We start from the raw sequence: 15894 nt of genomic DNA, 5'->3' as shown, positions 1-15894 counted from the left end.
AGGTCATTTTATGGTGTTTTTTGCTAGGAACTTGGACATATCTACTAAAAAATCCTCTTTTTGCCTAAGTTTATTTTTGGTAACTGGCTATTTCTATGCTAGAATGTGCCTAGTTCTATTTGAAAGGGATGAATACATTGGGCAATATTTATTTAGATCATGCAGCGACGACGCCGATGCATCCGTTGGTAATCAAAGAAATGATGGATATCATGGAAGGGACATTTGGCAATCCTTCGAGCATTCATGGATTTGGTCGGATGGCTCATGAAAAATTAGAAAATGCTAGACAAATCGTGGCAGATAGTTTGCACGCCCGCCCGCATGAGATTATTTTTAACAGTGGCGGAACGGAAGGTGATAATACTGCGATTCTTGAAACAGCATTCTCACGTCAAAATGAAGGGAAACATCTAATCACTACAGTTATTGAACATCCAGCAGTCTTGAATACGATGAAGTATCTTGAAAACAAGGGTTTTGAGGTTACATATCTACCAGTTGACCAAAAAGGAAATATCTCGATCGCTGACTTCCGCTCGGCTTTAAGAGAAGACACGATTCTAGTCTCGATCATGTACGGGAACAATGAAATCGGTAATTTATTACCAATCAAAGAAATCGGTGAAATTTTACGAGAACATCCAGCCTATTTCCATACGGATGCTGTTCAAGCTTATGGTAATCAAACGATTCATCCTCAAGAGTTAGGAATCGATCTTTTGAGCATATCTGGTCATAAAATCAATGGACCGAAAGGAATCGGTTTTTTATATAAAAGAGATGGCGTAAATATCCCACCTTTGCTTTTAGGGGGAGAACAAGAAGAAAAACGCCGTGCCGGTACAGAAAACTTAGCGGGGATCTGTGGATTAGCGAAAGCGGTAGAAATATTAACACTTGAAGAAAGAGAAGCACGTAATAAAAAATACTTGGACTTCCAACAACTGATTTTAGATAAATTGACAGAAAATGAGATTGAATATGCAATCAATGGGGATTTGACGAATAAATTACCTCATGTACTGAATTTACGTATTCCAGGGATCGTCAACGATCTATTGTTGATGAAATTGGATCTACAAGGCTTTGCGATCTCGATCGGTTCGGCATGTACTGCTGGAAATATCGAACCTTCTCATGTACTAGAAGCCATGTATGGAAAAGGAACACCATTCTTGAAAGAATCCATCCGCATCAGTTTTGGCTATGGGAATACAGAAGAAGAAGTCCAACGATTTGCTGATGGTTTAGTCAAAGCAATCTAAGCGCTAAAAAACCTAGTAAAACGAGTTAGAAACTTTTATAATAAAGAGGAAACTAAACTTACTGAGGTGAAAAAGATGGCATTTGAACAAACAGCGTCCGTACTCGGTTCTCCAGTTAGCTACCGTTTACATCCAGATGCAAAAAGATACACATTACGCGACAATGGCTTTACAGAAACAAATGGCGGGAACTATCAATTGATACGTCCGCTTGATGCAACACCACAAAGCAAAGAGGGTTTTAAATTAAAAATCACGGTTGCAAAAGACATCAAGACAATGAAGATGTCGATCACGACAGCCAATGGCTTGCGTGCAGTCGATATTTTTAAAGATCCAAAGCAAAAAATGAGTCAAGATAAGTTTTATTTCTTGATGGATAGCATGATCAGTCGTGGACTATTTGAAAAAGTAGAAGGCTAAGTACTCATGTGAAACAATAAAGAAAAACAAAAAAGTACCTAAACACTAGAAAAACAAGTGCATGTATCGTCTTCATGTGACAGCGAGCATGCGTAACTGTCCTTCCTAGCGCTTGGGTACTTTTTTATTTATCGGTCAATGATCATTCAACTTTTGACCATTCATCTAATGTTTTTCCTTGGGCATCTTTTAGTTCTAACCAACTATTTGTTCCGCCATAATACAGTAATAGGCTAGCTTCATTCACACTTTTGACGATGATGTCCTCCACAACTTTCCCATCTTTGATCTGCTCTTGGTAGTCAGCCCGCATCTTATCTCCATATTTCGCGGCATAACTAACCGAACCATCTTTATTCAAAGGGGCATCAAGTAATAACGTAGCGCCAGCTTTGATCAACATCTCATTGCGACTGATCCAGTAAAGTGTTGCCTTGCTACCACGAAATTCCACAGTAAAAGGAATCTCGCTGATTTGTTTCGTCCACCGATGACGCGCTTTGGCAGGTTTCTTTTTCGTTGCAGCAAGCGGAGCAAATCCGTAGCCAAACGTTGATAACACAGTCATTACTTTTTCGATCGTCGGGGCTAATTTTTTGGTTGCTTCAACTGGGATTTTTTCTTTGAAATCTTTGTCTTTTTCTAATGTTAGACCAGCTTCGGTGGCTTGATTATTCATTAGATACATAAAATAATCTGCTTCAAGATCCCATGGTAAATGGATAGTGATGACTTGGTCAAAGGATTTTGGGCGGATCTTTGTACCAATTGCCAGACACTTTTTGTCTAAGTAATAAAGATAAAAGGAATTTTCTATTTCTTTTACTGGCTTTGAACAAATAGAGAGTTGGATTTGTTCTTCCTCTAATTGGATCTGTGTTTCAGAAGCAGTGATCGTTGTGTGAAAACTAACCTTAGTCATAGGTGTATCCTCCCGTTTTTTTCTACAGTGTATCATGTTTTTCAAGCAATAATAAAATAATCATAATTATAAAAAAATATAAGACAAATGAATGGTAAAATACAGAAAGAATACAAAATTAGGAGGCGTTATGCAGAAATACTGGAAAAAGAATATTAATTTATTTTTGATGGGACAATTTTTATCAGGAATCACAAGTATGGTTGTTCAATATGCTATTATTTGGTATTTGACGCAAGAAACAGGTTCTGCGACTATTTTAAGTTTTGCCACATTATTAGGAATGCTGCCGATGGTTCTATTAAGTCCATTTGTTGGGCCACTGATCGATCGCTGGGATAAGAAAAAATTATTGATTTATACGGATATCATTGTTGCGATCTTTGCACTTATTTTATCCATTGTAGGAACAGTGATGTCGACCTTTCCGCTCTGGTTAGTGTTTGTCTCTTTATTTATTCGTTCGGTCGCACAGACATTCCAAATGCCGACGATCCAATCAATTTTACCAACAATGGTTCCAGAAGAAGAATTAACAAGGATCAATGGGCGATTGGGTATGGTGCAATCAGCGAATTATATCGTTGCTCCTGGATTAGGTGCTTTTTTATTTGCTGCGGTACCAATGAATGCTTTGATTCTTTTGGATGTATTAGGTGCCATTCTTGGTGTAGGATTGTTGATTCTTGTGGTAATTCCCAAGATGGACATCCAAGGAGAAACGGTTCATTTGTTAGCGGATACTAAATTTGGAGTAAAGAAACTATATGAGAAGCGAGGGTTATGGCATATCATGCTCAATGGGGCAGTTTTCATGCTGTTGTTCATGCCTGCCGCAAGCTTATATCCACTGATGACCATGGGTTATTTTAATGGCACAGTTGGACAAGCGGGATTGATCGAAGTCATTTACGCCGTTGGGATGTTAGTCGGAGGCGCAGTCATTGGTTTTTCTGGTCATTTTAAGAATCGAATGCAGCTAGTGATCATCTCTTATATCGTTTTAGGGGTATCCGTCACAGCAAGTGGTTTATTGCCAGCAACCTCACAAGGATTTATTTACTTTGTTCTGTTGAATGCCATTGCCGGTTTGGCTACGCCTTACTACAATACATTAGTCATGGCGATGATCCAACAAAGTTTTGAGCCAAGCATTTTAGGAAGGGTGTTGGGTGTGTTCAATTCACTGATGTCTCTGTCTGGTCCAATCGGTTTGATCTTTGCTGGACCACTAGCAGATGCTCTTGGCGTGGAGAAATTGTTTGTGATTGCTGGTGTCGGTACATTACTTTGCGCAATTGCACTGTACCTGGTTCCTTCAGCCAGAAACTACGATTTAGAATTACAAAGTAAACATAGCTAAGACAAAGCAATAAATTTCTTTTTTAAAGATAGGCATTGATTGCCTATTTTTTTGTTTTCACATACGATATTTATAAAGGAGAGTGAGCTTAGATGAATTATTTTATCAGTGATATGCATTTTTTCCATGAACGGTTGCTCGGTAATAGTGATTTTTCGCCACGACCATTTAAAAATATTGCCCACATGCACCATCAATTAATCACTAGTTGGAATGCAGTCGTAAAGGAATCCGACCATGTTTATCATCTAGGGGACCTCGCGATGCACCCTAAGTATGAAAAAGGTAGCGCAGAAATTCTTTCCTTAGTCAAAGAACTGAATGGCACGATCCACTTTATCAAAGGGAATCATGACAGTCGGGCCTTTTTCAACTACTTGGAACAACATGATCCGTGGAAAAAGGAAGGAAAGCAAAAGTTTCACTTTTATGATGTAGGTGTCATCATAAAATTCAATCACCAACAATACTATTTGACCCATTATCCATTGTTGCTCGGAGGCAATGATAAAATACGCAATCTTCATGGACATATCCATCACTACAGCGTACCCATCGGCAACGACGTCAATGTAGGCGTAGATGCTCCAGAGCGAGAATTATTAAAAACAAAACGCCCGTTTGGCACGCCACTTTCGGAAGCAGAGATTGAAGAAATCTATGAAGCAAAGTTTCAAGAGCTACAAAAAATTCAACGCTAAACATCGCTCGATAATTTTAAACCGTTAGTTATTTTTAAATTATTCTTAATTAAAGAATAGTTTAGATAATAAGCGGTTTTTGTTTAAATTTAAATCCATTTTTTACCTAGATTTTAAGTTATTATAAATCCATATCAAATAGAGAGGTGATGACATATGATCAAAAAATTGAGTGTAAGTTTAGCTTCAGTTGGCCTATTCAGTGCATTTGCTTTTGGTGCTGTTCCTACCTTTGCTGACACATCGCAAGGAACAGAACAAGTCGGTGAAGAAGTAGAAACAAAAGAAGAACTATTAAAAATGTTGCAAGAAGAATACGGCACAGAAGACAGATTTTATCTTGAATTTGAGGATGATGAATACAAAGAAGAAATCAATCCAGTAACTGGAATGGCTAGAACCACTAATAAAAAAACAGGGGAAACGGAAGAATATGAAGCATTCGGGGAATTTGAATTATTTACAAAAGAAGAATTTCTAAAATCACTACAAGAAGAATACGGGACAGAGGACAAATTCTTTTTAGAGTATGAAGATGATCAAACGAAAGAAGAAATCAATCCGATTACTGGAATGGCTCGAATAACAGATAAGGAAAAGGGGACGATTGAAGAGTACGATGCGTTCAAAGCACTTGAAACAGTCACAAATGACAAACTGCTTCAAACATTGCAAGAAGAATATGGTACAGAAAATCGGTTTTATCTAGTCTATGAAGATGAAGAGATCAAAGAAGAGATTAATCCTGTAACAGGAATGAGTCGACTGACTGATAAAGAATCCGGTGAAGTCGATGAACTCTCCCTCATCGAAGAGACAGAAGTTGCTGGATCAAAAGAATAACCATTAGGAAAAGTAGGTGAGAAGAAGGTGGGGGATGGATTACCTCAAGAAATAAGGCGACAGCTACAAAAATTGTTTTCAAATTTTTGTAGCTGTCGCTTTTCTGATGAGGTTACCTATGTTTCCAACGCATATGCGGTTTTAAGGTGTGAGACAAAAGGAAATGTTACTTTTGTCTCACACCTGTTTTATTTTCGACATTCATCTAGATACTAGGTGGAAAAAGTGTAGAGTTCATTTGTTCAATCCTTGTTAACAACTTTATAGATTCATCAGACATAAAATCCAAGGAGCTATTGAAAGTTTAAATAATACAATTGACGAGTTTTCCTTGATTATTCAATCCTTTACCAACAGTGGCTGTCCCATCATTCAAACGTTTAAGATCATTCGTGATATTTGTTGAGTAGACGATAAGGACCTCTTCTTTTGTATATTGATTCAACCAGTCGATCGCGTAATCCACAGATTGGTTGACGCCGATATGATAGTAATAATTTTGGTAAATCGTTTTGGCTTCATCGGTCATTGTAAAATCATGGTTCAGTCCATACCCGTTTCTCTGAGAAGCAGGCGTAGTGAAAGAGCCATGGAATCGTAGATAAGTAGCGGAACGATAGGTACCATTTTCTAGCTTGATCAAGGCATGGAAGTTATTAAAGAAGTAATACCAAGTCGGACGGTTCTTCGTGTAGGATACATCATAATTCAATGGATTCGGATAGGCCAGATCATAATTTTCATAGACACTTAAATTCTCCGTGTAATCAAATTTTCTTTGAGTAAATGCTGGAGGAGTATGTACTACTTGACTAACTAAATAGCCATATGAAGGATGTGCTTTTTGATCGATTTTTGAATAAGTCGGATTATAGCGTAAGTGATTACTATCCGTCGTGATATCTTTTGAGTAAACAATATCAAAGCTACACTGAGTATAGCGATTGATCCAATTCATCACGTAATTTGGGATATCCGCAAGTTCAATACCATTAGGTACAACAGGGATATTTTTATCTGCGTATTTTTGCTTCGCTTCATCAGTCAAAGCGAAATTGGTGAATAAATCTAATTGTGCAACAACATTTCCATTGGCGTTCCGACCGAGTGTAAGTGATTTATTGGTGTAGGGACGTTGGTTGTTTTGGTCGATGGCTAAGAAATGATAGTCGTTTTCAAGGTAATAAAGGTTAGAATTCGGGCTGAAAACAAAATCTTCACCTTGAAGCGGCGCACCTTCCCCTGACCAAGTAATATTTTTTATATAATCGATGTGTTCGGGAAACGAAGGACTGATTTTTTCCAGTTTATCGGAGCGTTTTATATCATTAGGCGTAATCGTTGGTGATTCGAATAGGTCATCTTTTGACTCGATGTCGATTCCATGGAAATTTGGGTCATCTCCAGGCGTCAGGTCATCAATGCTGCCATCAGGTGTAGCGTTCATATATGCAGCCCATACGAGCATGGAACAGTACCAACTTTGTCTGCTAAAAGTACGATCCCGATGTCCGATTATATCTAATGCAGAATATTTTTTTCCTAATTGACTTTTCATAAATAAAACAGCAGCTTGTTTTTGTAAAACAGTTGCTTCAGGGACTCTTAAGATAGAGGCATTGGTATAATCAAAACGCTCGTCATCTAATACGCCGTAGACAACGCCATCACTTTTGGCGCCGAAGTTTCCTTTTGTCGCTTCAATTGTTCGAATATATGTAAAGGTTTCTTCTTTTCCGTTGATCATATGAGTTTTTTCAACAATATCATCGACAATCATGACATGATGCAGATATCTGATGACCATATCAGCTCTGTTTACCTCAAAAATAACATCTCCAGGCTGGACCGTATTTAACAAGTCATAAGTACCATATTCCGGCTTCTTTTCAAAAGTAATATTATCTAAAGAATTGCCAATATTGAAAGACCATAGTGGTGGGATTTTCGCTAACCATTCTGCTTCCTCGGTTAAATACGTGTCATTGACGGAATGTGCATATTCTTTTAATTGATCCTCATCTAAATAAGGTGTCTGGTTGTAGTAACCAGCTGAAAATTCCTCAAATGTCTGCTCGAAGGAAGCGTATTCATTTTTGAAAAATTCATAATAATCCTCTAAAGACTGATAAGAGTCCGCTTCGGCATGTACCTGCATATTTGAGAATTGAAGTGAAACGATTAATAAAAAAGTTGTGAAAAAAAGTTTGAGCTTCATGATATTTCCTCCTTAATTTTATGATAAAATAATAACATACAAATATTTATAAAAGCACCTATTTTTTTGATTTTATATGTTTTTTTATATGAATTTATGGAAAAGCTTTTATCTAATTATGTTTATCATTAAAAGTTAATGTGAAGAATTTTCCATTATTTCTCTGCAAGTTAATTAATTCATTTTAAAGTTATTTTAACTTTTATTTTAAATAACGATTTATTGGTTTTTGATTGTTAGATGTATAATTTTTCTATTAATCCAAAAATAGCTTTGATTATTTTAAATGAAGCGAAGAAAGGAGTAGCTTATGAATGGGTACAAAATCGGCTTGTGTACGTCAATGTCCTTATCTATTCTGTGTATTATTGGTTCGCTGATTGATGGACGTGGACTAATTGGATTATTGTTAGTTTTTTTAACAATTATTCCAGGATTTTTTGGGATCTATTTTACAACTAAAATCACTATGGATAAGCTTCTGAAATCTTTTTTGTTCATCGTAAATTATTTATTCGCAACGCATCTTCATATCAGATATTTCATCCAGTTTTTAACGAGGGTTCTATAGGTTGTCAGAGATCAACGAATAAAAATCAGCTGAATCAGCGAATAGCGTTACCTAAAATTTTTAGAAGAAAGGAAGATTAGATGAACGGTTATAAAATCGGGTTAATTGTTTCTATGATTTTATCGATCTTATGTTTATTGGGAATACTCATAGATTATAGAGGGTATGTTGGTTTTATTTTGTCATTTGTAATCATAATTCCTGGCTTTTTGGGAATTTATTTTACTACAAAAACTACCATGAAAAAGTACATAGAGTGGACTCTGTTAGTCGTGAATTATTTATTTGCGACTACGCTCATCGGATGGGACGTTGTCCATGTTTTCTTACGATTTTTTTATAAATAAAAAGGACCAGACGTATCAATAAAGATATTGAAAGCAGGAGAAAAAAATGATTCAAAATAAAAAATACTGGATTTTGTCGTTTGTATTATTGATACTTTCATGTCTACTTGCTAGACATTATTTTTTATCCTATAGACTATATCCACTTGTATATCAAAGGATTATTGTCTACGGTTGTTGGATACTAAGCGGATTTAGTTTATTTTTTTGTCGGGCGATCAGTAATAAATTTCTGAAACGCATTGTCATTAGCATCAACATTTTCTGTATTTATGGTTGGTGGTTTATATATGATTTTTGAAAATACAGATATTCATAAATTTAAAAGGAGAATAAGATGACGAATAACCAATTCAGATTATCTATAGCAATGTTTTTTTCGATGAGTTGCTTTGTTGGAGGAATCATTTCCGGAGAGAGTGCTCTACGGATTATTTTGTTTTTCATGATGACTTTTCCAAGTCTGCTAGGACTTTATTTTTCCACTAAAGCGGAACTTCGACAGTATAAATGGTTGCTTATTTCTTTGAATTACTTTTTTGCTACGTATATTGTTATTGGGCAATTCATTGAATGGTTTATTAGAAAGTTTATCCAAATGAGTTAAGACTATTTACGAGGAGGAATAGGAATGTTAACCAAGAAAAATTATTTAGAATTTATTCTTTCAATTGTTTTATTGGCAATCTCTATTCTTTTATTTTTATTCTATGCCTATCCGTATTCTAAATTGCAATATGAAATCAGAATATTCATCATGACGGTTTGTTGGTTATGTAGCACTGCAAGTTTGTTTTTTTCAACGAAAATCACTTATCCATATTTGAAAAGAGGAATCATATTAGTGAATTTTTGTTGTATCTATGGTTGGTTATTTTATTTTGGTTAGTCTATGTGTGCTTGTAAAATAGTAAAAAGGAGCGTATAAATGTCTTTTCCAAAAAAATAAGTCTCGTACAAAAAAATCAGTAGTTCTATTGGTATTATCAATTTTTCTTGTATTTATTACGTGTGTCTTTGCTAGTCCCATCTTGTTTGACTCATTTAAGTATCAACCGCATCTATTTATAGTCACAATTTCGATTTGTTGGGTCATCAATGGAGGGAGTATCGTTTTTGCGTTAGGAATCGCAGATAGATACCTGAAAAGGACGTTGATTACGTTGAATTTTGTGTTTAGCTATGTCTTTTTATCTACGATTTTTCATTTTTCTTTGAATTTTTGAAGCTATTTCTGTTTTTAGTGAGAAATATTGATGTTGATAAGGAGGAGAAAGAAGTATGAAACGTGCATTGAATCTAGTCGTTTTATTTTTGTCAATACTTGCATGTGTCAGTGGTCTGTTTTATATACATATTTATTTAAGTGGAGAAATTGAGGGGATTCTTTTTGCATTAGGTTTAGGTTTTCCGGGTTTGATTGGTTTTTATTGTTCGACAAAAATAAAAAAGACGAAGTTGAAATGGCTACTGCTAGGGCTGAATTACCTTTTCGCTACTTACAGTACCGTCTTGATTATCGTAATTTATTGGTTACAAGTCTTCGGGATAGAGTTTTTTACAAGTTAGTACATTTTATTTTATGTATCAATTGAACAATTTAAAAATTAATAGAAATTATATCTAGTTGTGAGTGGATTTAAGAAAGAAGGAGTCACATATGATTATAAAACAGAATAACAAGTACTGGATTTTATCGATCATCTTTTTGTTCGCTTCTTGTTTATTTAGTAGCAGTTATTTTTCATCTTATAGAACTTTGCCTCTTGTATATCAAGGAATCATCGTTATCAGTTGTTGGTTATTGAGTGGATGTAGTTTGTTTTTTTCTACAGGAATCAACAATAAATTTATTAAGTGTATTGTTGTAGGAGCGAATATTTTTTGTATTTATGGTTGGTGGTTTATATTTTGATTTTTGAAACTACAGATATTCATAAAATTAAAAGGAGAATAAGATGACGAATAATCAATTCAGATTATTAATAGCGATGTTTTTTTCGATTTGTTGTTTTGTTGGAGAAATCGTTTATGGAGATAGTCCTCAGAGTGTCTTATTGTTTTTCATTATGACATTTCCTGGATTAGCTGGGTTTTATTATTCGATAAAAGCGAATCTTGGACGATACAAATGGATGATTGTTTCTCTGAATTATTTTTTTGCTACATTTATTATTATTGGACAATTCATTCAATTAATTGTTTTAACTTTGAACAATTAATAGAGTTAAATATTACTTGAAAGGGAGATTGAAATGAAAAGTACATACAAAAGATATTGTTCATTGATTATTTTACTCTTATCGATCAGTGTGATTACGTTCAGTATGGTTCAAGGAGGTCGCTATAGTATTGAATGGCGAGTAATATTGACATCGATTTGTTGGCTACTTAGCAGTATAAGTTTATTTTTTTCAAGGTTCATTGAAAGTAAAGCCTTAAAAAACTTAGTCATTTTTTTTGAACTTTAGTTGTATCTATGGTTGGCTGTTTTCCTTTAGTTAAGACTCTATTTACTGGTGAAATGAACAGTAACTGTACATAGAAAAAAGCACCATAACGCCACAATAAATAAAAGATGAATAGGAGATCACCATGAAATTCCATAAAATAGGATTGGGTCTTTCGATGCTGTTGTCTATCTTATTTATGATAGGGAGCTTTCTATATCGAGAAGAGCCACTTTCAAGTTTTGCATTTATCCTGTACATGGTAATTCCTGGACTTATGGGGATTTATTTTACGAACTGTCTTACGATGAGTAACTATCAGAAAGGATTTCTCTTAGTCGTAAATTATGGATTTGCGACCGCTATGAGTTTGATGCGTGTGATTGAGTTTATTTCTAGTAAGCTATGATCGGTAATCGTTGAAAAAAGGAGTGAGATGAATGATTTCGATTGAACCTAAAAGATTTAAGTTTTTTCCCTACTATTTATGTGCTTGTCAGTTTTTTTGCGATTTTTTATTTTTTACCGTATTTACCATATTTACCATATACTGGCGAGACTAAATTGATGATTTCCACGATTTGCTGGTTCTTGAGTGGGATTAGTTTATTTTTTTCGACAGGAATAAAATTCGGTTGGGTAAAAGTATTGATCATTTTGGTTAACTGGTTCTGTATCTTTGGCTGGTGGTTTTCTACTAGATAAGTATGTTTTAAAAGGAGTGAGTGGAATGTTTGTAAAAAAAAGTATGCCGAATAAATATATTTCGTTCTATCTATTGGCGCTTTGTTTTCTATTAGGAAGTTTAGTTTTTGTTTTCAAATTTTATTGGTTATTTGCAACAGTCCAATATTCTTGGTGGATCATCAGTGGAATCAGTTTGTTTTACTCAACTAGAATCCCCTCAGCATTCTTAAAAAGAGTGCTCATTGGCATTCATCTTGTTTTGATGTACGGTATTGTACTAGGAACTTTATTAGGTTTTGTCAGCTTTGGTAAGGTGGAGTATTTATTGTTCCCTGTTGCGTACGTATTAATTGTGGGCGCGCTTCATGAGTTAGAGAAAAAGAAAGCATTCTTTATCATGGGATTGATCATCCCGATGTCTATTTCTACACTCGCATTTATTTATGCTCATTATTTGATTATTTTTCAAAGTCATTCATTCGAAAGTTATTATTTGATTCCTTTACTGATGTTGATGGTGATCTCTGGCTTGATTGGATTATACGCCGCAACAAAGCTTGAAACTAGCTGGCGAAAATTTTACTTATTGTTTATCAACTATTTGTTTTCTACATATTTCAATGTTGTGCTGTTACTTTTGTTTTTGGTGAATGTAGTAAGAAACTGAATCACGAACAAAACGCCTCTCATAGCAAAGTTTTGGTATCTGAAAAGTACAGAATAGGCCAACTAAAAAACGTCGTTTTTTTAAATTGATTATTTAGGGGTGAAATTTTCAGAAAGATGACGTATAATGTAAAATACTGAAAAGTTGCGACCTTCAACTCGTAGATGTTTCAGAATCTAATTGAAATGATGGTGATACCATGACAGACAACAGCAAAACACGCGTTGTCGTTGGGATGAGTGGCGGTGTTGACTCATCTGTAACAGCACTTTTGTTAAAGGAACAAGGCTATGATGTAATCGGGATCTTTATGAAAAACTGGGATGATACCGATGAAAATGGCGTCTGTACGGCGACGGAAGATTATAAGGATGTAGCGAAAGTCGCTGCCCAAATCGGGATTCCTTATTACTCGGTCAATTTTGAAAAAGAATATTGGGACCGTGTGTTTGAATATTTCTTAGCAGAATATCGTGCAGGACGTACCCCGAACCCAGATGTAATGTGCAATAAGGAAATCAAATTTAAAGCATTCTTAGACTATGCAATGGACTTAGGAGCGGAATATGTTGCTACTGGTCACTATGCGCAAGTCACACGTGATGAAAATGGCGTGTCACATATGTTGCGTGGGATCGATAATAACAAAGACCAAACGTATTTCCTTAGCCAATTGTCACAAGAACAGTTAGCAAAAACGATGTTTCCGTTAGGCGGTATGGAAAAATCAGAAGTACGTGCGATTGCGGAACGTGCCGGTCTAGCAACGGCGAAGAAAAAAGACTCAACTGGTATCTGTTTTATCGGCGAAAAGAACTTCAAACAATTCTTAAGTAACTATTTACCAGCTAAAAAAGGCAATATGGTGACCCTTGATGGTGAAGTGAAAGGCGTACACGCTGGTTTGATGTACTACACGATCGGACAACGTCAAGGCTTAGGTATCGGCGGCGGTGGCGATTCACAAGAACCTTGGTTCGTGGTGGGGAAAGATCTTGCGACGAATACATTATATGTTGGACAAGGCTTCCACCACCCTGCATTGTATGCAACCAGTTTGGATGCAAGCGAAATCCATTTTACAACGAATGAACCAATGCCAAAAGAATTCAAATGTACAGCGAAATTCCGTTACCGTCAGCAAGATGTACCGGTAACCGTGCGCTTATTAGAAAATAATCGGGCAGAAGTCATCTTCGACGAACCCGTACGCGCAATCACACCAGGACAAGCCGTTGTTTTTTATGACGGAATGGAATGTCTAGGTGGCGGATTGATCGATCATGCGTATCAAGAAACGAAAGTTTTGCAATACGTCTAAGATAGTCTAAAAAAGCCACAGGATTTTTTGCTATTTATTGACAAAAGCATGACCATTGCTTGTTTCTTCCTGCTTATGAATCTCCTTCGTATTATGGTGAACCAGCACAAAGTTTGCAAGTACAAGTAAGGATGTGGATAAAAAGACACCACGATAACCGAAGATACTTGAAACGCTTGAACCGATCAAGGGGCCAACGACATTTCCAGTGGCTTGGAAGGATTGGTTGTAACTAAAGATTCTTCCGGCAGCTTGTGGGGGAGAGTATTTAGTGATCAATGCTTGCACGGCTGGAAGGAGGCAAGCGTCTGAGATCCCGATCAAAAATCGTAGTCCTGCAAGTTGCCATACATTCGTTACGAAAGCCATTGGGATATAGACGATCAAGGCGAAGCCTAATCCGATGGCTAAGATTCGTTCACTCCCGATCTTATCACCTAAGCGGCCGAAACGAGGAGCGGCTATCAGGGTGGCAATCCCAGGAATAGAAGCAATGATCCCGCTGACCAACGTGACGTTGCCATGTCCATGTAATAATTGCCGGATATATAAACTAATGATCGGACTGATCGAATTATTTGATGCTTGAATGATCATTGTGGTAATAAACATGCCGATGACGACATGTGGGTATTTCAGGTCACGGAAAATTTGTTTAGCAGAAACCAACTCGCTTTTTTCTACTGGCACAAATTGTTCATGGACAAAAAATAAGCTAAGTAAGAAAACGAAGAACAAAATTGTCCCGGTAATAAAGAAGGTAGGGCGATACCCAAAAGCAGAAGCAGAAAGTCCGCCAAGTAAAGGACCAAGTAATGTTCCGGTCACAGAGCCGGTCGCCAAAGTGCCAAGTACTTGTCCACTTTTTTCTCTTGGGGTACCAGTGGCGACTAAAGCTGTTGCGTTACTGATATAGCCGGAAAAAATTCCCTGCAACAGACGTAATGCGACTAATTGATACACGCTGGTTACTAGACCCATCAAGGAAATCACTACCGCCATCCCTAGAGAAGCGCGCAACAACATCATCTTTCGGCCTTTTTGATCGGCAAGTCGTCCCCACCATGGAGAAATCAAAGTAGTAACAAGGAATGTAGAGGAGAAGGTCAAGCCACTCCAAAAGTTCAATTGTGACGTACTGTAATTTCCTAACGTATCTATGTAAAGCGACATAAAAGGCATCACTAGACTAAACCCAATCCCTGCCATAAATGTACCAAACCACAAAACAACTAGGTTTTTCTCCCATGTTTCTCTTTTTCTGAATACTGTCTCTTTTACTCTTGACACCACAATTAAAGCCTTCTTTCTGAAAATTTTCATCTACAATCATTTATTATAAACTACAACGTGTAGTTTATCAATAACAAGTCTTTTTTCTCTTCGTCTTTCATGGTAAACTTAAAGGGATTGAGTTTATTCCATAAGAGGGGAAATCAAATGAAAAAACGAACGCTGTCACAAGAGAAAATCATCGACTGCTTTCGAGAATTGGCAGAAGAGATGGCTGTACAGCAAATCACTTTCCAACATTTAGCTAAGGCATTGAATATCAAATCACCGTCGCTTTATAACCACTTTAAGAATATTCGAGAAGTGAAAACGGCGTTGACTGCGAAACTTTTAACGGAGTTGAATGATCAATTACGTCGAGTGTTAGTTGGGAAAAGTAAGGGAGAAGCGATCCAAGCGTACGCGCAAACCTATCAGTCATTTGCGTTTCAAAATCAGGCAGTCTATGAACTGCTGATCAGTGTACCGCATACAAATGAAGAAATTCTATTAGAGGGAATACACGAAACGAACCAAATCATTTTACAAATATTTGACGCTTTTTCTTTGTCGAAAGAAGAAAAGGTCCATCGAAGTCGAGAACTGCGAAGTATGATCCATGGGTACCTTTCGTTACGTTTTTTAGGGTACTTTACCAATGAACCGAATGTTTCTCCAGAAGAAAGTTATGTCTGGATGATCGACGACTTTATTGCAACTTTACCAATAAAATAAAAGGCATCATTTAAATTAATTTTCTGAACATTCATAAAAAGCCCCTTTTAAGCAAAATTTCTTGCAACTTTCTTGGAAAGTGACTAATATGTTTTTAAGATGACCT

At 36.3% G+C, this 15894-nt stretch carries 14 protein-coding genes; 11 read left to right on the top strand and 3 right to left on the bottom strand.

Going from position 1 to position 15894, the window contains the following annotated elements; genetic code table 11:
• Positions 1-137 precede the first annotated feature (137 nt).
• The gene (locus ACH0AK_RS07760; protein WP_023519192.1) at positions 138-1268 is read left to right on the top strand and encodes a cysteine desulfurase family protein; all 1131 of its coding nucleotides are present in this window, start codon (positions 138-140) and stop codon (positions 1266-1268) included.
• Positions 1269-1343: 75 nt separating this feature from the next.
• The gene (locus ACH0AK_RS07755; RefSeq protein WP_010736189.1) at positions 1344-1691 is read left to right on the top strand and encodes a DUF1831 domain-containing protein; all 348 of its coding nucleotides are present in this window, start codon (positions 1344-1346) and stop codon (positions 1689-1691) included.
• Between the two features lie 142 nt (positions 1692-1833).
• Here ACH0AK_RS07755 and ACH0AK_RS07750 read toward each other — a convergent pair whose 3' ends face one another.
• The gene (locus ACH0AK_RS07750) at positions 1834-2613 is read right to left on the bottom strand and encodes a hypothetical protein (RefSeq protein WP_010736188.1); all 780 of its coding nucleotides are present in this window, start codon (positions 2611-2613) and stop codon (positions 1834-1836) included.
• Between the two features lie 91 nt (positions 2614-2704).
• Here ACH0AK_RS07750 and ACH0AK_RS07745 point away from each other — a divergent pair, with 91 nt between their 5' ends.
• The 3 genes from ACH0AK_RS07745 (at position 2705) to ACH0AK_RS07735 (ending at position 5520) form a co-directional block, all read left to right on the top strand.
• The gene (locus ACH0AK_RS07745) at positions 2705-3976 is read left to right on the top strand and encodes an MFS transporter (RefSeq protein ID WP_226076711.1); all 1272 of its coding nucleotides are present in this window, start codon (positions 2705-2707) and stop codon (positions 3974-3976) included.
• A gap of 92 nt (positions 3977-4068) precedes the next feature.
• The gene (locus ACH0AK_RS07740) at positions 4069-4677 is read left to right on the top strand and encodes a metallophosphoesterase (protein WP_023519194.1); all 609 of its coding nucleotides are present in this window, start codon (positions 4069-4071) and stop codon (positions 4675-4677) included.
• A gap of 156 nt (positions 4678-4833) precedes the next feature.
• Positions 4834-5520 (top strand): hypothetical protein, encoded by a 687-nt coding sequence (locus ACH0AK_RS07735; RefSeq protein ID WP_023519195.1) that lies wholly within the window; start codon positions 4834-4836, stop codon positions 5518-5520.
• Positions 5521-5824: 304 nt separating this feature from the next.
• On the opposite strand, the gene ACH0AK_RS07730 is transcribed toward ACH0AK_RS07735, so the two are convergent.
• Complete coding sequence (locus ACH0AK_RS07730; RefSeq protein ID WP_347081800.1) at positions 5825-7738, bottom strand: hypothetical protein; 1914 nt, start codon at positions 7736-7738, stop codon at positions 5825-5827.
• 1549 nt (positions 7739-9287) lie between these two features.
• On the opposite strand from ACH0AK_RS07730, the gene ACH0AK_RS07725 reads away from it, so the two are divergent.
• From ACH0AK_RS07725 to mnmA, 5 genes are all read left to right on the top strand, one after another.
• A complete protein-coding gene (locus ACH0AK_RS07725) occupies positions 9288-9545 on the top strand; it encodes a hypothetical protein (protein WP_023519199.1) in 258 nt (85 codons plus the stop codon).
• 392 nt (positions 9546-9937) lie between these two features.
• Entirely contained in the window at positions 9938-10225 is a 288-nt protein-coding gene (locus tag ACH0AK_RS07720; protein ID WP_023519200.1) for a hypothetical protein, read from the top strand.
• Positions 10226-10614: 389 nt separating this feature from the next.
• A complete protein-coding gene (locus tag ACH0AK_RS07715; protein ID WP_023519201.1) occupies positions 10615-10878 on the top strand; it encodes a hypothetical protein in 264 nt (87 codons plus the stop codon).
• A gap of 958 nt (positions 10879-11836) precedes the next feature.
• Positions 11837-12460 (top strand): hypothetical protein, encoded by a 624-nt coding sequence (locus tag ACH0AK_RS07710; protein ID WP_347082493.1) that lies wholly within the window; start codon positions 11837-11839, stop codon positions 12458-12460.
• A gap of 199 nt (positions 12461-12659) precedes the next feature.
• Complete coding sequence (gene mnmA / locus ACH0AK_RS07705) at positions 12660-13781, top strand: tRNA 2-thiouridine(34) synthase MnmA (RefSeq protein WP_023519204.1); 1122 nt, start codon at positions 12660-12662, stop codon at positions 13779-13781.
• Between the two features lie 30 nt (positions 13782-13811).
• Here the strand turns inward: mnmA and ACH0AK_RS07700 are convergent, their stop codons facing one another.
• Positions 13812-15074: a multidrug efflux MFS transporter gene (locus ACH0AK_RS07700; RefSeq protein ID WP_023519205.1), complete on the bottom strand. Its 1263-nt coding sequence runs from the start codon at positions 15072-15074 to the stop codon at positions 13812-13814.
• A 147-nt stretch (positions 15075-15221) separates the two neighbouring features.
• On the opposite strand from ACH0AK_RS07700, the gene ACH0AK_RS07695 reads away from it, so the two are divergent.
• A complete protein-coding gene (locus tag ACH0AK_RS07695; RefSeq protein ID WP_010736170.1) occupies positions 15222-15788 on the top strand; it encodes a TetR/AcrR family transcriptional regulator in 567 nt (188 codons plus the stop codon).
• Positions 15789-15894: the final 106 nt, after the last annotated feature.

Source organism: Enterococcus pernyi, assembly GCF_045371165.1.
Classification (GTDB): Bacteria; Bacillota; Bacilli; order Lactobacillales; family Enterococcaceae; genus Enterococcus_B; species Enterococcus_B pernyi.
This window is presented reverse-complemented; position numbering and strand designations above follow the sequence as displayed.